This window comes from Tistlia consotensis USBA 355, assembly GCF_900177295.1.
Taxonomy (GTDB): domain Bacteria; phylum Pseudomonadota; class Alphaproteobacteria; order Kiloniellales; family DSM-21159; genus Tistlia; species Tistlia consotensis.
Window position 1 is genome coordinate 38,611 of the sequence record NZ_FWZX01000032.1, and the last position, 16,873, is coordinate 55,483.

15 protein-coding genes are annotated in these 16,873 nt (G+C 70.2%); 12 read left to right on the forward strand and 3 right to left on the reverse strand.

Annotated features, from left to right (window positions below; all coding sequences use genetic code 11):
- Nucleotides 1-60: 60 nt before the first annotated feature.
- From B9O00_RS26580 to B9O00_RS26610, 7 genes are all read left to right on the forward strand, one after another.
- The gene (locus B9O00_RS26580) at nucleotides 61-1,491 is read left to right on the forward strand and encodes an ABC transporter substrate-binding protein (protein ID WP_085125755.1); all 1,431 of its coding nucleotides are present in this window, start codon (nucleotides 61-63) and stop codon (nucleotides 1,489-1,491) included.
- 146 nt (nucleotides 1,492-1,637) lie between these two features.
- Nucleotides 1,638-2,705, forward strand: a complete 1,068-nt coding sequence (locus tag B9O00_RS26585; RefSeq protein WP_085125756.1) for a carbohydrate ABC transporter permease — start codon at nucleotides 1,638-1,640, stop codon at nucleotides 2,703-2,705.
- The gene (locus B9O00_RS26590) at nucleotides 2,702-3,646 is read left to right on the forward strand and encodes a carbohydrate ABC transporter permease (protein ID WP_085125757.1); all 945 of its coding nucleotides are present in this window, start codon (nucleotides 2,702-2,704) and stop codon (nucleotides 3,644-3,646) included. Before B9O00_RS26585 ends, B9O00_RS26590 begins: the two co-directional genes overlap by 4 nt.
- A gap of 2 nt (nucleotides 3,647-3,648) precedes the next feature.
- Nucleotides 3,649-4,737 (forward strand): ABC transporter ATP-binding protein, encoded by a 1,089-nt coding sequence (locus B9O00_RS26595; protein ID WP_085125758.1) that lies wholly within the window; start codon nucleotides 3,649-3,651, stop codon nucleotides 4,735-4,737.
- Nucleotides 4,734-5,198 carry a hypothetical protein gene (locus B9O00_RS26600; protein ID WP_085125759.1) on the forward strand — a complete coding sequence of 155 codons (465 nt, stop codon included), beginning with the start codon at nucleotides 4,734-4,736 and terminating at the stop codon, nucleotides 5,196-5,198. The genes B9O00_RS26595 and B9O00_RS26600 overlap by 4 nt, the downstream gene beginning before the upstream one ends.
- A gap of 40 nt (nucleotides 5,199-5,238) precedes the next feature.
- Nucleotides 5,239-5,985 carry a DJ-1/PfpI family protein gene (locus tag B9O00_RS26605; RefSeq protein WP_085125760.1) on the forward strand — a complete coding sequence of 249 codons (747 nt, stop codon included), beginning with the start codon at nucleotides 5,239-5,241 and terminating at the stop codon, nucleotides 5,983-5,985.
- A 21-nt stretch (nucleotides 5,986-6,006) separates the two neighbouring features.
- Nucleotides 6,007-6,927, forward strand: a complete 921-nt coding sequence (locus B9O00_RS26610) for an SRPBCC family protein (protein WP_085125761.1) — start codon at nucleotides 6,007-6,009, stop codon at nucleotides 6,925-6,927.
- 9 nt (nucleotides 6,928-6,936) lie between these two features.
- On the opposite strand, the gene B9O00_RS26615 is transcribed toward B9O00_RS26610, so the two are convergent.
- The 3 genes from B9O00_RS26615 to B9O00_RS26625 are packed head-to-tail and all read right to left on the reverse strand — an operon-like array spanning nucleotide 6,937 to nucleotide 9,661.
- Complete coding sequence (locus B9O00_RS26615) at nucleotides 6,937-7,902, reverse strand: PDR/VanB family oxidoreductase (protein ID WP_085125762.1); 966 nt, start codon at nucleotides 7,900-7,902, stop codon at nucleotides 6,937-6,939.
- Between the two features lie 4 nt (nucleotides 7,903-7,906).
- Complete coding sequence (locus tag B9O00_RS26620) at nucleotides 7,907-8,848, reverse strand: 2-hydroxyacid dehydrogenase (protein WP_085125763.1); 942 nt, start codon at nucleotides 8,846-8,848, stop codon at nucleotides 7,907-7,909.
- A gap of 39 nt (nucleotides 8,849-8,887) precedes the next feature.
- On the reverse strand, nucleotides 8,888-9,661 hold the full coding sequence (locus tag B9O00_RS26625) for a FadR/GntR family transcriptional regulator (protein ID WP_085125764.1): 774 nt from the start codon (nucleotides 9,659-9,661) through the stop codon (nucleotides 8,888-8,890).
- Nucleotides 9,662-9,934: 273 nt separating this feature from the next.
- Here B9O00_RS26625 and B9O00_RS26630 point away from each other — a divergent pair, with 273 nt between their 5' ends.
- The 5 genes from B9O00_RS26630 to B9O00_RS26650 all read left to right on the forward strand — a co-directional run bounded on the left by B9O00_RS26630 (nucleotide 9,935) and on the right by B9O00_RS26650 (nucleotide 16,869).
- On the forward strand, nucleotides 9,935-11,047 hold the full coding sequence (locus tag B9O00_RS26630) for an Ldh family oxidoreductase (RefSeq protein WP_085125765.1): 1,113 nt from the start codon (nucleotides 9,935-9,937) through the stop codon (nucleotides 11,045-11,047).
- Nucleotides 11,048-11,087: 40 nt separating this feature from the next.
- Nucleotides 11,088-12,041, forward strand: a complete 954-nt coding sequence (locus tag B9O00_RS26635; RefSeq protein ID WP_085125766.1) for a TAXI family TRAP transporter solute-binding subunit — start codon at nucleotides 11,088-11,090, stop codon at nucleotides 12,039-12,041.
- 346 nt (nucleotides 12,042-12,387) lie between these two features.
- On the forward strand, nucleotides 12,388-14,280 hold the full coding sequence (locus B9O00_RS26640; protein WP_085125767.1) for a TRAP transporter permease: 1,893 nt from the start codon (nucleotides 12,388-12,390) through the stop codon (nucleotides 14,278-14,280).
- Between the two features lie 146 nt (nucleotides 14,281-14,426).
- The gene (locus tag B9O00_RS26645; RefSeq protein ID WP_085125768.1) at nucleotides 14,427-15,524 is read left to right on the forward strand and encodes an ABC transporter ATP-binding protein; all 1,098 of its coding nucleotides are present in this window, start codon (nucleotides 14,427-14,429) and stop codon (nucleotides 15,522-15,524) included.
- A gap of 52 nt (nucleotides 15,525-15,576) precedes the next feature.
- Complete coding sequence (locus B9O00_RS26650) at nucleotides 15,577-16,869, forward strand: ABC transporter substrate-binding protein (protein ID WP_085125769.1); 1,293 nt, start codon at nucleotides 15,577-15,579, stop codon at nucleotides 16,867-16,869.
- The last annotated feature ends 4 nt before the right edge of the window (nucleotides 16,870-16,873 follow it).

Genomic DNA, 16,873 nt, shown 5'->3' on the forward strand with positions numbered 1-16,873 from the left:
TGGGGGAGGTCCGGACGGCGTAGCGGTCAACAAGAAAACCAAAGGGGAGGAGAGCTTACGATGACTGCGTCTAGCACGATCAAGCATGCGCTCTTGGCGGCCGGTGTCGCCGCCTCGCTGGTCACGCTCGGAGCCACCTGGGCCCCGGCCGAGGAGGTGACGCTGACGATGGCGGTGCCCGACTGGCCGCCGACCCGCATCATGAAGAAGTTTTTCGACGAGCAGTACAAGCCGAAGTCCGGCAACCACGTCGTGCTGGACGTCGACTTCATCCCCTGGCCCGACTTCTACACCCGGGTCAACGCCTCGCTGACCTCGGGCGAGAAGAAGTACAACTTCATCGTCTCCGACTCGCAGTGGCTCGGCGCCTTCGTCGAGGGCGGCTACTACCGCAAGATCAACGACCTGCTGGACGCCGACCCGGAGTTCAAGAAGACGGTCCTGTCGGTGCATCCGGCCGTGCTGGCCGCCTACTCGACCTATCCCTACAAGTCCAAGAACTATTACGGCTTCCCGCAGTTTCCGGACGTGCTGGTGAACTTCGCCCGCAAGGACGTGCTCTGCGACGCGACCGAGCAGAAGAGCTTCATGGCCAAGTACGGCAAGAAGCTGCCCTGCACCGGGGAAGAGCTCGATGCCATGACCTGGGACGACTTCAGGAACGTCGGCGAGTTCTTCCGCCGCAAGAAGGGCGAGATGCTGGCCGGCAAGCCGCTGGACGACGACTTCTACGGCATCGCCTACCAGGCCGGGAAGGGCTACGACTTCGCCTCGATGCAGATCAACGGCATGATCTGGCAGATGGGCGGCAACATCTGGGACGAGACCCAGGCGCCGACCGGCCAGGCGGAAGGCGTGGTGAACTCGCCGGTCGCCGTCAAGGCGCTCGAGCAGTATCTCGGCATGATCGAGTACATGCCGCCGGTCGCCAAGACCGGCACCATGGACATCTTCAAGACGGACGAGCTGTTCCGCGAGGGCAAGGTGGCCATGAACGTCGACTGGATCGGCCTCGGCGAAGGCACGATCGACCCGAAGATCTCCAAGGTCGCGGACAAGCTGGTGGTCGGCATGATGCCGGGCACCCTGGTCGACGGGAAGCTGGTGCGCTGGTCGAACATCGGCGGCCAGCCCTTCGTGCTGACGACCTGGACGACCCCGCTGCAGACCAAGGAAGCCGTCGAGTTCGTGAAGTGGTGGCTGTCGGACGACATCCAGCGCCAGTTCGCCGCGGCCGGCGGCCAGTCGGCGATCAAGTCGGTCTACGAGGACCCGAAGTACGTGACCTACCGTCCGTGGAACCGGGCCTGGGCCGCGTCCCTGGACTGGCAGAAGGACGTCTGGCACGTGCCGCAGTTCTTCGAGCTGCTGACCGAGCAGCAGGACCAGTTCGACCTCGCGATCACCGGCGAGCAGGATGCCAAGACGACCTTGGACAACATTGCCAAGTTCCAGCAGAACCTGCTGACCGAAGCGGGCTTGATCCAATGACGTGACGTCCGGCCGCCGCCACCGGCGGTGCGGCGGCCGTCCAGGCTGCGGGCCGGGGAGAGCGCTCCTCCCCGGTCCGCGGACCCGGCGGCCGCGACGGTGGCAAGCCGACCGGCCTTCACGGAAATCGGGGCTCTCTCCAGGTCATGTCAGTCACGCAAATCGCCCGAACCTCGCCTGCCCTCCTGGTCGTGTCGCCCGACAACTGGCGGCTGGCGATCGCCGTCGGGCTCCTGGTCTCCGCACCCGCCGTCGCGGCCCTGCCGCCCGGCACCTCGTTCTGGGTGGTCGGCGCCATGGTGGCGCTGGTCGCCGCCGCCTTCGTCGTGAACGCCTGGCGCCGCCGCTACTACGGCGGGCTGCTCGTGGCGCCGGCGATCGCGGTGCTCTTCGTCATGAACATCTTTCCGCTGCTCTGGTCGCTGGGGCTGTCCTTCTTCGCCTACCAGTCGAACCTGCAGTCCATCCGCTTCGTCGGCCTCTACAACTACACGAAGGTCCTGACCAACGAGATCGCGGCGCCGGACAACTGGAACGCCCTGGTCAACACGGGCATGTTCGTCGTGCTCACGGTCTCGGCGCAGATGATCGTCGGCTTCCTGCTGGCGATGATGTTCGCCAAGGAATTCCCGCTGCGCAGATACCTGCTGATCCTGGTGCTCACGCCGATGATGCTGTCGGTCGTCGCCGCTGGCGTCTTCTTCACCTACTACTACGACCCGACCTTCGGCATCCTGAGCTACGTCGTCAACAGCATCGCGGGCGGCCAGTTCATCCTGATGTCGAGCAAGGCCGGGGCCGTGGCCGGCATCGTCTTCGCCGACGCCTGGATGTGGTCGCCCTTCGTCATGCTGCTGGTCCTGGCCGGCCTGGTTTCGGTGCCGAAGTACCTCTACGAGGCCGCCGCCATCGACCGGGTCTCCGCCTGGCGGCGCTTCTGGTGCATCACCTTTCCCTACATCCGCGGGCTGCTGATGCTGGCGCTGCTGTTCCGCACGATCGAGGCCTTCAAGCTGGCCGACCTGGTGATCCTGCTGACCAAGGGCGGCAACGACACCATGACGATCTCCTACCAGCTGATCCGCATCGCCAACGAGCAGAACAAGACCAGCGAGGGGGCCGCGATCTCCTACGTCATGCTGTTCATGGTGATCGTCCTGACCAACCTCTATCTCTACCTCGCCAACCGCCGGAACCGGAGGGTCGAGACATGACGGCCGGGGTCTCATTCCGGGCGCTGGCCGGCCGCCGCGGGCGCCGCGGCGTCGCCGAGGCCGGCTGGGGCCGCACCGCGGCCGCGGCGCTGGTCAGCCTGGTCTACTTCCTGCCGGTCCTGTTCATCATCTTCACCGCGATCAAGCCGCAGGAGCTGGCGCTCTCGGTGCCGCCGACGATCTCGCCGACCTCGCTGTTCGGGCTGATCCCCGACCAGTTCGTCTTCCCGCCGACGCTCGAGAACTTCAGCTCGGTCTTCTCGCGGGTCATGACGACGGGCAGCGCGCCGGAGCCGACGGGCTTCGACCTCTATTTCTTCAACTCGATCGTGATCGCGACGGTCTCGGTCCTGCTCGCGCTGGTGCTCGGGACGCTGGCCGCCTACGGCTTCTCCCGCTATCCGCTGAAGGGCAACGACACCTATCTCTTCATCATCCTGACGACGCGCATGCTGCCGGCGATCGTCGTGATCATCCCGGTCATCCTGATGTTCCGCGCCGCCGGGCTGTCCGGCTCCTACCTCGGCATCATCCTGCTCTACACGGCGTTCAACCTCGCCTTCACCATCTGGATGATGAAGAGCTTCTTCGACGAGCTGTCGAGCGACGTCGAGGACGCGGCGCGCATCGACGGCTCTTCGGAGACCAAGGTGTTCCTGAAGATCTGCCTGCCGCAGGTCGTCGCGGGCCTGGCCGCCACCTTCGTGTTCGGCCTGATCCTGACCTGGAACGAGTTCCTCTTCGCCCTGCTGCTGACCAGCACGGACACGCGCACCGTGCCGGTCGCCATGAACCAGGCCGTCTCCTCCGGCGGCCGGGGCACGGACTGGACGCTGCTGGCGGCGATCGAGACGCTGTTCCTGATCCCGGTCTTCCTGGTGACCTTCTTCCTGCAGAACCACCTGCTGCGCGGCGTCACCTTCGGCACGGTCAAGAGGTAGCCATGGCGACCGTCGAGATCCGCAAGGTCACCAAGAAGTTCGGCGAGTTCGTCGCGGTGCGCGATGCCGACCTGTCGGTCGATGCCGGCGAGGTCGTCTGCCTGCTGGGGCCCTCGGGCTGCGGCAAGACGACGACGCTGCGCATGATCGCCGGCCTCGAGCGGGTCACCTCCGGCGACGTCGTCATCGCCGGCCAGCGCGTCAACGACCTGCCGCCGGAGAAGCGCGACATCGCGATGGTTTTCCAGTTCTACGCCCTCTATCCGGCGCTGACCGTTGCCGAGAACATCGCCATGCCGCTGCACAACGAGCGCCTCGCCCGGGCGGAGAAGGCGGCCCGCGTCGCGCGGGTCGCCGACATCCTGCACCTCGGGGCGATCCTCGACCGCCTGCCGGACCAGATCTCGGAGGGCGAGAAGCAGCGGGTCGCGGTCGCCCGCGCCATCGTCCGGGACCCGAACTGCTTCCTGTTCGACGAGCCGCTGTCGCGCCTCGACGTGGAGCTCCGCGAGTCGATGCGCGGCCAGATCAAGGCGGTGCTGTCGGGCCTGTCGAAGGCGACGGTCATCGTCACCCACGACCAGCTCGAGGCCCTGACCATGGCCGACCGCATCGCCATCATGCGGGACGGGCTGATCGAGCAGGTCGGCAGCCCGCACGAGGTCTTCGCCAGGCCCGCGAACCTCTTCGTCGCGAGCTTCATCGGCACGCCGCAGATGAACCTGCTCGAGGCCGAGCTGACCGGCTACGGCGACGGCAAGGCGACGGTCGTCCTCGACGAGCGGGAGGTCGAGCTGATGGTCAATCCGGCGGTGGCGCGGCTGCGGCCCGGCAGGGTCACCGTCGGCATCCGCCCGCGCGCCTTCTCGGCCGTGCCCGAGCACACCAGCGGCGCGATCGAGACCGTCGCCGAGCTGATCGAGCCGATGGGCGCGGAGACGCTGATCCATGCCCGCTCCAGGACCGGCAGCGACATCCGGGTCGTGATCCCGCGGGAGCTCAAGGTGTCGCCCGGCGAGGCGCTGCATCTCGTTCCCGACCCGGTGCAGACGCACGTCTTCGCAGACGACGGAAAGGCGATCCGCGCATGAACGGCGACGATCAGACGGGCGGCATGACCGCCGCGGCGGCCCGCAGGCTGGAGTTCGCGATCATCGGGCTCGGCGTGCTGGCGCTGGTGATGATCTTCCAGCCGTTCAGCATCACGCTCTTCGCCGTGGGCTCCGTCCTCGTCATCGTCGCCGGGCTGGTCAACAATCTGCTGCCGCTGGCACGGCCGGGGGTGCGGGTGCGGTCGGTCGTGAAGACGGCCATGATCATCGCGCTGATCTTCTGCATCGTGCTGCTCGTGGCCATCTACGCGGCCCATCTCTACGGCGTCTTCTTCCTCAAGCCGCCCGACCCCGACACCCTGATGGGTCGGGTGCAGCTGCGCGCGACGCCCTGGTACCTGCACGGCTTCACCTGGACCGTCGCCGCCGTCGCCGCCGTCCTGGCCGGCCTGCTCACGCTGCAGAGCCGCAGGGCGCCGGAAGAAGGAAACGGCGAGTGAGCAGCGCCCCTTCGATCAACCGCTTCCGGGAGCCAGAAAGATGAGCGATCCGACCCAGGCCGCCGCCTTCGACCGCATGCAGCAGCTGATGTCCCCGTCGCTGGTGCCGTCGATCTCGACCGAGCTCCTCGTCACCGCCGACGGCGAGCTCAACCGGGAGCTCCGCAGCTTCCTGTTCGACCCGCCCTCGGACCCCGAGCTGCTCGCAGGCAAGCGGATCGCGATCTGCTGCACCAACGGCGTCGAGGAGGTCGAGATCCTCGGCGCGCACCGCTGGCTCACGGAGCACGGCGCCACGGTCCACATCGTCTCGCCGCGGATCGGCGAGTTCCACCCGACGCTGGGGCTGCGCTTCCCGCCGCAGTGCGCGACCCACGTCCTGGCCATCCGCCTGATGGAGAACGCCGGCTGGCTGAAGATCGACCGCTACACCGACGAGGCCAGGGCGGAGGACTACGACGCCATCCTGCTGCCGGGCGGCTGCTGGAACCCCGACGCGCTGCGCATGGACGAGCACGCGCGCGCCCTGGTGCGCAGGATGTACGAGGCGGGCAAGCCGACCACGGCGATCTGCCACGGCCAGTGGGTCATGGTCAGCGCGAAGATCCTGGCGGGCAAGCGCGCCACGGCGGTCTGGAACATCCAGATCGACCTCGAGAACGCCGGAGCGACGGTGCTCGACGAGCCCTGCGTGATCGACGGCAACCTGATCACGGCCCGCTTCCCCTACGACCTGCCGCGCCTGGTCGAGGCCATGGTGCGACAGCTGGTGCCCGGCAAGAACTAGGCGCCGTAGAGGAACACGGCCATGGCCCGCGCCTACGCCTCGATCGTGCTCAAGGCCCCGGTCGAGACCGCCTGGAGCCTGGTGCGCGACTTCAACGGCCTTCCCGGATGGGCGCCCGCGGTCGTGCGCTCCGAGATCGAGGAGGGCCTCGACGCCGACGTCGTCGGCTGCGTGCGCTCGCTCCATCTGAAGGACGGCCGCCAGGTGCGCGAGCGGCTGCTGTCGCTCGACGACGCCCGCCGCAGCTTCACCTACAACTTCGAGAAGCCGGCCTTCCCGGTCAGGAACTACGTGGCCTCGCTGCGGCTCTTCCCGGTGACCCACGGAGACGGCACCTTCGCCGAGTGGGAGGCGAGCTTCGACGAGGCGGCCGGCGACGAGGGCCGGTACGAGCGCATCATCTCGCGCGAGGTCTTCGCCGCCAACCTGGCGAGCCTGGCGAAGCTGATCGCCGAGACGAAGCCGGCGAAGCCCGCGGGTGCGGAGCGCTGGAAGGGCTTCGCGCCGAACAAGGTCTGGACCTCCCGCGTCCTGCGCGCCCCGGTCGAGCAGGTCTGGGGCGTCATGCGCGACTTCGCCGGGATGGCCGCCTGGCACGAGGACATCACCCGGATGCACATGCTGGGCGGGGTGCGCTCTGACAAGGTGTCGGGCGTGCGCGACTTCCATTTCGGCGAGGGCCATCTCAACGAGGAGCTGCTGCACCTCTGCGACCGCAGCCGCTCCTTCTCCTATCGCATCACCAACTGCGAGATGCCCTGGATCAACTACGTCTCGGGCGCCCGACTCTGGCCGGTGACCGCCGGCGGCGCCACCTTCGCCGTCTGGACCGGCGATTGGGACGCGAGCCCCCAGGACGACCTGGTGCTGATGCCCCAGACCGAGCAGAACGTCTACCAGAAGGCGCTCGCGACGGTGGAGCGGCGCCTGCGCGGCAGGTAGCCGACCGGATCAGAGGTCGAGCAGCAGGCGCCGGCCGCGAAAGCGTGAGACGCAGGGCATGATGCGGCGGCCGGCGGCGCGCCCGGCCGCGTCCAGCCAGCAGTCGCGGTGCAGGATCTCGCCCTCGCAGGCCAGCACCCCGGTCTCGCAGCGCCCGCAGGCGCCGCCGCGGCAGACGAAGGGCATCGCGATCCCGGCCGCTTCCAGCGCCTGCAGCAGGCTCTGGTCCGCGCCGACCGCGACCGTGCGGCCCGAGGCGGCGAGCACGACGGCGAAAGGCTCGCCGGCCGTCTCGACCAGGAAGCGCTCGACGTGGATCCGCTCCGGCGGCCAGGCCAGCGCGGCGGCATCCTCGCCGACGCGCTCGATCATGCCCTCGGGGCCGCAGAGGTAGAGGTGGGTGCCCGGCGGCTGGGCGGCCAGCAGCGCCGGGATGTCGAGCTCCTGGCCAAGGTCGCCGCAGTAGCTGTGCATGCGCGCGCCGTGGCGCGCGTGCAGTTCCATGCGGTAGGCGGCGCGGTCGCTGGTGCGCGCCTTGTAGTGCAGCTCGAAGTCGGCGCCGCGCGCGGCCAGGGCTTCGGCCTGGGCCATCAGCGGCGCGATGCCGATGCCCCCGGCCAGCAGCAGGTGCCGCCCGGCCGAGAGGTCGAGCGCGAAGCCCTGGACCGGTGGCGAGATCTCCAGCTCGAAGCCCGCCCCGACCGCGCCGTGCAGGAACAGCGAGCCGCCGTTGCCTTCGTCGTCGCGGCGCACGCTGATCAGGTAGTGCGAGCGGTCCGACAGCGGGCCCATCAGCGAGTAGGCGTTGCGCCAGGACCGTGTCCCGTCGCCGAAGGCGGCGGTCACGTGGGCGCCGGCCTCGAAGGCGGGCAGGGGCCCGCCGTCCTGCCGCACCAGGCGGAAGCGCCGGACGAGATCGGTGATCTCGGCCACCTCGGCGACGATCGCCGGGATCGGATCCGCCCCGCCGTCCATGGCGTCACGCCACCGGCGTGACCAGCTCCCGGCCGGCGAACCAGGCCTCCAGGTTGCGGAACACCAGGTCGCCCATGGCCCGGCGGGTCGCCACGGTGGCGCTGCCGACGTGGGGCTGCAGCACCACCTTCGGGCTGTTCTTTAGGGCCTCGGGCACCTTCGGCTCCTCCTCGAAGACGTCGAGGCCGGCGCCGGCGATCGAGCCGGCCTCCAGCGCCGCGACCAGCGCCCGCTCGTCGACCACCGAGCCGCGCGCGACGTTGATCAGGTAGCCCTCGGGGCCGAGCGCCTTCAGCACCTCGGCGTTCACCAGGTGGCGCGTCTCGGCGCCGCCGGGGCAGCAGACGAACAGCAGGTCGGAGCGGGCCGCCAGCTCGACCGCGGAGGGCAGGTAGGGCAGGGGCTGGTCCGGCTTCGGGCGCGGCCCGCTCCAGGCGAGATCCATGTCGAAGGCCGCGGCGCGCCGGGCGATCGCCAGGCCGATGCCGCCGAGGCCGAGGATGCCCGCCCTCATGCCCGAGACCTTGCGCTTCAGCGGCAGGGCGCCCTGGCGCTCCCAGGCGCCGCTGCGCACGTAGGCGTCGCCCGTGACCAGGTCGCGGCAGACGGCGATCGCCAGCCCGATCGCGAGATCGGCGACCTCGTCGGTCAGCACGCCGGGGGTGTTGGTGACCCGGATGCCGCGCCGCTTCGCCTCGGCGACGTCGATCGAGTCGTAGCCGACGCCGAAGGAGGCGACGAGGCCGGCCTCGGGGAAGGCGTCGAAGGTCCCGGCGTCGACCCTGGTGCCGCCCGAGGTCGTGATCGCCCGGCAGCGTTTAGCGGCCTCGGCGTCGTAGGAGCCCGGCTCGTGCATCAGGTGCACGGTGAAGTGGCTCTTCAGCCGGTCGAGCAGGTCCGGGGCGGTGACGATGGTGCTGCTGATGACGGCGATTTCCGGCGGCATGGCGGTCTCTCGGTCGGTGGGAAGGGAAGGGCGGGAAGGCTAGCCGGCGGCGAAGCCGAGCATGCGGTCGCGCGAGCTGTCGATGTGGCGGTGCATGGCGAGACGCGCCGCCTCCGCGTCCTGGCCGCGGATCGCCGCCAGCACCCGCTCGTGCTCGGTCAGTACCTGGCCGACCCGGTCGCTGTTGGCAAGCTGCTTGAGGCGCCGCGCGACGACGATGCCGCTGCGGATCGAGCCGTCGAGCATCTGGATCGACTGGATGAACAGGGGATTGCGGGTCGCCAGCGCGACGGCGCGGTGGAAGGCCAGGTCCGGCTCGTCGCCGACCTCGTTGCGCTGCAGCGCCGCGGCGAGCTCGGCGATCGCCTGCTCCATGGCCGCGAGGTCGCGCTTCTCGCGCCGCCCGGCGGCGATCGCTGCGGCCTCGGCCTCGACCCCGGCGCGGAACTCGTAGGCGCGGACCATCTGGGCGATGCCGCCGGAAGGTGCCAGGCTGGCGACGACGCGGCTCGGCTCGCGCTCGACGAAGCTGCCGGAGCCGCGCCGGCTGCGCACGATCTTGTCGGCGCGCAGACGCGCCAGGGCCTCGCGCACGACCGGCCTCGACACGCCGAACTCGGCGCAGAGCTGCGGCTCCGACGGCAGGCGGGTGCCGACGCCGTAGGCGCCGCGCGCGATCTGCAGCAGCAGCAGCTCGTAGACCTGGTCGGCGAGGCGGGCCTGGCGCAGCGGCAGCAGGCCGGCCGCGGCCGCCTCGTCCGGCGGCTGCGGCGGCGGCAGCTCCGCGAGCTCAGCGGTCTTCGCCTGCGCCATGGCGCCAGCCTAGAGCCCGGTTCGTTCGGAGGCAATCAAGTTGTAAGTCGACTTTACAAGTTGCCGCCGGCCCGGTCATAGTCGCTCGTACAGTGCAACCGGCCCGCCGGACCGCCCCTTCAGAATGGGCGGCAGAGGCCGGAAGGAGGAGACGCCGAGGTGAAGACGACCGACGCTCAGCCGGCCGACCTGGCCCGTTCCCTGCGCGCGGTGCCGCCGCCGGCGGCACTCGACGCCGGCCTCGCCGGCGCGGCCTGACGGCGCGGCCGGCCGATGACCGCACGGGTCGTTGCCGCCGAGCTGCTGGAGCGCCAGGCCCGGCTCGTGCTGGCGGCCTGGGGCCTGCCGGCCGAGCAGGCCGAGGCGACGGCGCGGCTGCTGGTCGAGGCCGACCTCGCCGGCATCGAGAGCCACGGCGTCGGCCTGCTGACGCTCTATCGTGACCTGCTGTCGAGCGGCCGTGCGGTCGCCGGGGCGACGATCGCCACGGCGGTCGAGCGCGGCGCCATGGCGGTGCTCGACGGTGGCGGCGGGCTCGGCCACCTGGTTTCCCTGCGGGCGGCCGGGCTGGCCGCGGACAAGGCCTCGGCCTTCGGCGTCGGGGCCGTCGCGGTGCGCAACTCCAACCATTTCGGCGCGGCCGGCCTCTACGCCCGGCGCATCGCCGAGCGCGGGCTGGTCGGGTTCTGCACCACCGCGGTATGGCGGCCGGCGATCGTGCCGACCGGCGGGCGCCAGCCGATGCTCGGCACCAATCCCATCGCCTTCGCCGCGCCGGCCGGGCGCAACCCCGCCTTCCTGCTCGACATGGCGACCTCGACGGCGGCGATCGGCAAGGCCCGCACCAGGCTGTTCGCCGGGCTGCCGCTGCCGGACGGCTGGGGCTTCGACGAGGAGGGCGGCTGGGAGCGCGATCCCGAGCGCCTGCTGGCGACGCCGCGCCTCTCGCCGCTCGGCGGCGACGAGGAGCACGGCGGGCACAAGGGCTACGGCCTGGCGGCGCTGGTCGAGATTCTCTCGACCGTGCTGGCCGGCGCCGCCTTCGCGCCGCTCCGGCCGGCCGATCGCAAGCCCTGCGACGTCGGCCATTTCTTCCTCGCCCTCGACCCGGCCTTCTTCCGGCCGGCCGGCGGCTTCGAGGGAGACCTCGACGACTTCGTCGACGCCCTGCGCGCCAGCTTGCCGCTCGAGGCGGACCGGCCGGTGCAGGTCGCCGGCGACCCGGAGTACCGCTGCGAGGCGGTGCGGCGGGCTGAGGGCATCCCGCTGCCGGCGGCCCTGGTCGAGCGGCTGCGGGTCATCGCGTCCGAGGCGGGCGCGGCCTTCCTGCTGGACGGCGACGGCCGGCGGGACGGGCGATGCGAAGAGCGGTCCGGGAGCGGTTGACCGGGGCCGTGCAACGAAGCGTGACAACGGGAGGACGACCATGAAGAAGACGACACGGCTCGCGATCACCCTGGCCGCCGGGCTCGGCCTGGCCGGCGCCGGCCTGGGGGTCGGCGGCGCCCAGGCCCAGCAGCTCAAGCTGATGACCGGCCCGCAGGGCGGCTCCTGGTACCCCCTCGGCGGCGCCATCCAGAACATGGTCGCCGATGCGGTCGGCGCGAACATCCTGGTCCTGCCGGGCGGCGGCATCGCCAACGTCCAGGGCGTGCAGAGCGGCCAGGCCGACATGGGCTTCGCGAACTCGATCTCGACGGTCGACGCGATGAACGGCCGCAAGCCCTTCACCGGCAAGGCCGACAACGTCTGCAACCTGGCGACGCTCTATCCGCAGTACTTCCAGATCGTCGCCCTGAAGGGCGGGCCGGGCAAGGTCGCCGACTTCAAGGGCCGGCGCCTGGTCACCCAGCCGGTCGGCAACACCGCCGAGCAGGTGACGCGCATGGTGCTCGACGTCGCCGGCCTCAAGTACGACGACATGAAGGCCGTCGACTACGTCTCCTACTCCGACGGCGTCTCGCTGATGCAGGACGGCAATGCCGACGTCTTCACCCTCGGCACGACGGTGCCGGCCTCGGCGATCATGGACCTCGCGAACTCGCGGGACATCTCGCTGGTCTCGCTGGACTCGGCCTTCATCGAGAAGATGCGGGCGAAGAATCCCGGCTTCGCCGAGCTGACCATCCCGGCCGGCTCCTATCCCGGCCAGGACAAGGACGTGACGGCGGTCGGCTACGCGACGCACGTGATCGCCCGCTGCAATCTCGATGCGAAGCTGGTCCACGACATCATGAAGACGATCTGGGCCAACATCGGCGAGATGAAGTCGATCGCCGGCGCCATGAAGGGCATCACGCTGAAGTCCATGGCGATGGACAACGGCGTGCCGATGCACGAGGGCGCCAGGCAGTTCTACAAGGAAGAGGGCGTGATGTAGGCGGGTGCGCCTGCATTCGGGTCCAGATCGTGGTTCCCTTCGAGCTGCCCCTCGCCAGCCGCGCTCTGCGCCTCCCTCGGGAGAGCTACGGCATTCACGGCAGTCCGTCATCCCGGACGCCGCTTTGCCCGAAATCTTTGATTTCGCCGGCAAAGCGAGCGATCCGGGACCCAGGGCCAAAAGCCGCGGCGGAACGGCCCTGGGTCCCGGGTCGCAAGGCTCGCACACCGAAGGCCTGACGGCTTTCGGGCTCGCCTCGCGCCCGGGAAGACGAACAATGGGGAGGTGTGTGAATCCCCTAGTTCGGGGGAGGGTGAGGGACGGCTCGGCAAGATCGAGAGTAGATATGGTCGAAGACACCCAGCCGGAGTCCGGCTACGTCGTCTGGTCGAAGCGGCTGGTCATGACCATCGCGGTGGCGATGAGCCTGTTCCACCTCTACGTCGGCTTCTTCGGGCCGCCGAACGCCTTCACCCTGCGCTCGACGCACCTGGGCTTCGCCCTGGTGCTGGCCTTCCTGTCGATGCCGGGGGTGCTGCGTCGCCGGCCGAACGGGCCGGGCCCGCTGGACTGGCTGTTCGCCGGCGCGGCGCTGGCGGCCACGGCCTATCCGATCGTCATGTCGCACTACTTCAACACGCGCATGGCCTACGTCGGCCCGGTCAGCGTCACCGACATGGCCTTCGCGGTGCTGATGATGGCCGTGGTGCTGGAGGGCACGCGCCGGATGATCGGCCTGATCCTGCCGGTCACCGCCCTGATCTTCCTGGCCTACCAGGTGTTCTTCACCCAGGTCGACCTGGTCCGGCTGCTCGAGTACCAGTACATGACCACCGATGCCATCTTCGGCATCCCGACCCAGGTCTCGGCGACCTACGTCGTGCTCTTCGTGCTGTTCGGCGCGCTCTGCGAGCGCATGGGCGTCGGCAAGCTGTTCATGGACTTCGCCCTGGCGCTGACCGGCCACACCGCCGGCGGGCCGGCCAAGGTGGCGGTCGTCTCCTCGGGCATCTTCGGCTCGATCTCCGGCTCGGCGGTCGCCAACGTCATGACCACCGGCACCTTCACGATCCCGCTGATGAAGAAGATCGGCTACAAGCCGAGCTTCGCCGGCGCGGTCGAGGCCGTCGCCTCGACCGGCGGCCAGATCATGCCGCCGATCATGGGCGCCTCGGCCTTCGTCATGGCCGAGTTCCTGGGCGTCAGCTACCTGACCGTCGCCGGCTTCGCGATCCTGCCGGCGCTGCTCTACTACTTCGCCGTCTTCATGGCCGTGCACCTGGAGGCGCGGCGCCAGGGCATGGTCGGGATCCCGAAGGCCGACCTGCCGCGGCTCGGGGAGGTGCTGCGCGAGCGCGGCCACCTGTTCGGGCCGATCGTGGTGATCGTCGGCGCGCTGCTCTGGGGCTACTCGGCGCCCTTCGCCGCGCTCTGCGGCATCCTCTCGGTGCCGCCCCTGGCGCTGCTGCGCAAGACCACCCGCCACGAGGTGACCTGGGCCAAGCTGATCGACGCCCTGGCCTCGGGCGCGATCAACGCCGTCATCGTCGCCATGGCCTGCGCCAGCGCCGGCATCGTCATCGGCGTCATCGCCCAGACCGGCCTCGGCCTGACCTTCACCGGCGTCGTGCGGGCGCTGGCCCAGGACTCGCTGATCCTGGCCCTGCTGCTGACCATGGTCGCCGGCATCGTCCTCGGCATGGGCATGCCGACGACGCCGGCCTACATCGTCCAGGTCGCCCTCCTGGTGCCGGCCCTGGTCAAGCTCGGCGTGCCGGTCGAGTCGGCGCACCTCTTCGCGCTCTACTTCGCGATCCTCTCGGCGATCACGCCGCCCGTCGCGATCGCGGTCTACGCCGCCTGCGGCATCGCCCGGGGCAGCATCGTCGAGACCAGCGTGACCGCGGTGAAGCTGGCGCTGACCGGCTACATCATTCCCTTCATGTTCGTCTTCGGCCCCTCGCTGCTGCTGATCGGCGACTGGACGACGATCCTGCTGACCGCGATCACCGCCTTCTCCGGCGTGGCGCTGCTCGCCGTCGGCCTGCAGGGCTACCTCTTCGCGCCGCTGCGCTGGCCGCCGCGCCTGCTGTTCGTCGCGGCGGCCATCGCGCTGATCGAGCCGGGCCTGGCGACCGACGCGGTCGGCGTCGGCCTGGCGCTGACCGCCCTGCTGCTCGACCGCGCGACGCGGCGGGCGCTGCCGGTGGCGGAGGGCGGCACCGCCGGCGGGAGCTGAGCCGGACGGGCGGCCCGCCGGCTCAGCTCCCGCCGTCATCCGTCCGTCACGCATTGCTGCTATCCCGAACCGACCAGCGAGCGCGCAGCCCGGGCCGATAGCCGCCCGGGCGGCGGCCTCGCTTTTTCCGGTGGGGGCCGGTCGGGGTGCAGGCGATTCGTCTCGAGGAGGTCAGCAAGCAGTGGGGCGAGGCCCGGGCGGTGGACCGGGTGACCTTCGAGGCCGAGCCGGGCTCGCTGGTCGTGCTGCTCGGCCCTTCCGGCTGCGGCAAGTCGACGACCCTGCGCCTGATCGCCGGCCTGGAGCAGGTCGACACGGGCCGGGTGCTGATCGACGGCCGGGACGTCACGGCCCTGCCGCCCTCGCAGCGGCGCCTCGCCATGGTCTTCCAGTCCTACGCGCTGTTCCCGCACCTGAGCGTCGCCGAGAACATCCTGTTCGGCCTGACCGCGCGCCGCGTCGCCAGGACCGAGCGGGCGCGGCGCCTCGCCCGCGCCGCCGAGCTGCTCGGCCTCGGCGGGCTGCTCGAGCGCAAGCCGGGCCAGCTCTCGGGCGGCCAGCAGCAGCGCGTCGCGCTCGGCCGCGCGATCGTCGCCGAGCAGCCGCTCTGCCTGATGGACGAGCCGCTCAGCAACCTCGACGCCCAGCTGCGCCAGGAGATGCGCCACGAGATCCGCGCCCTGCAGCAGTCGCTCGGCATGACCCTGCTCTACGTCACTCACGACCAGGCCGAGGCGATGAGCATGGCCGACCGGGTGATCCTGATGAACCAGGGCCGCATCGAGCAGGACGCGGCGCCCGCCGAGCTCTACGACCGCCCGGCCAGCCTGTTCGCCGCGCGCTTCATCGGCACGCCGCCGATGAACCTGCTGCCGCTCGCCGACGGGCCGGGCGGCGCCGTGGTGCGCGGCACCGCCGGCCCGCCGCTCTTCGCCGGCGGCGGCGAGGGCCTGGCGCTCGGCCTCCGGCCCGAGACGGTGACGCTGGCCGGGGCCGCCGAGGAGGGACTGGCGACCGAGGTCCTGGCGGCCGAGTACCTGGGCGCCGACTCGATCGTCGCCCTGCGCGCCGGCGAGGCCCGGCTCTCGGTGCGTCTGGCCGGCCGGATCCGGCCGCAGCCGGGCGAGCCCCTGCGCGTCACCTGGCCGGGCGCGGCCGCACATCTCTTCGACCTGTCGACGGGCCGGCGGCTCGACGAGGCGGCCGGGATCCGCCTCGGCGCAGTCCGGCGACGGCTCGCCTGACCGGGCGGGGACCCGCTGCACGAACACCAAACCAAGCAAGAGGAAGGCGAGCATGAGGGATCGTTTGACAAGACTGCTGGGCACGGCGCTGGTCGCCGGCGGCCTGGCGCTCGGCGCCGGCGCCGCCAGGGCCGAGACCAGCCTGGAATTCTACTATCCGGTCGCGGTCGGCGGCCCGATCACCAAGATCGTCGACGGCATGGTCGCCGATTTCGAGAAGGGCCACCCCGACATCAAGGTCAAGCCGATCTACGCCGGCTCCTACCAGGACACCATCACCAAGGTGCTGACCGCCATCAAGGGCGGCGACGTGCCCCAGCTGTCGGTGATCCTGTCGGTCGACATGTTCACCCTGATCGACGAGGACGCGATCGTCCCCTACGAGTCGCTGGTCAAGACCGAGGCCGACAAGGCGTGGCTGAAGGGCTTCTATCCGGCCTTCATGGAGAACAGCCAGACCGGCGGCAAGACCTGGGGCATCCCCTTCCAGCGCTCGACCGTCGTCATGTACTGGAACAAGGAGGCCTTCAAGGAGGCCGGCCTGGACCCCGAGACGCCGCCGCAGACCTGGGACGAGCTGGTCGCCTTCGGCAAGAAGCTGACCAAGAAGGACGCCAGCGGCAACGTCACCCGCTGGGGCGTGCAGATCCCCTCGTCGGGCTTCCCCTACTGGCTGTTCCAGGCGCTGACCACCCAGAACGACGTGCGCCTGATGAACGGCGACGGCACCGAGACCCATTTCGACGACCCCAAGGTCGTCGAAGCCCTGCAGTACTGGGTCGACCTCAGCCGCAAGTGGCAGATCCACGCGCCGGGCATCGTCGAGTGGGGCACCACCCCGAAGGACTTCTTCGAGGGCAAGACGGCGATCATGTGGACGACGACCGGCAACCTGACCAACGTCCGCAAGAACGCGCCTTTCCCCTTCGGCGTCGCCATGCTGCCGGAGCACGCGCGGCGCGGCACGCCGACCGGCGGCGGCAACTTCTACATCTTCAAGAAGTCGACGCCCGAGCAGAAGGCCGCGGCGCTGACCTTCATCGAGTGGATGACCTCGCCCGAGCGCGCCGCCCAGTGGGGCATCGAGACCGGCTACGTCGCGGTCTCGCCGGCGGCCTGGGAGACGCCGGAGATGAAGGCCTACGTCAAGGACTTCCCGCCGGCCGCCGTGGCCCGCGACCAGCTGCAGTACGCCTTCGCCGAGCTGTCGACCCACGACAACCAGCGGGTCACCAAGGCGCTCAACGACGGCCTGCAGGCGGCGCTGACCGGCGCCAAGACGCCGGCCGAGGCGATGAAGGATTCGCAGGCCGAGGCCAAGCGCATCCTGCGCGCCTACCAGTAGCCTG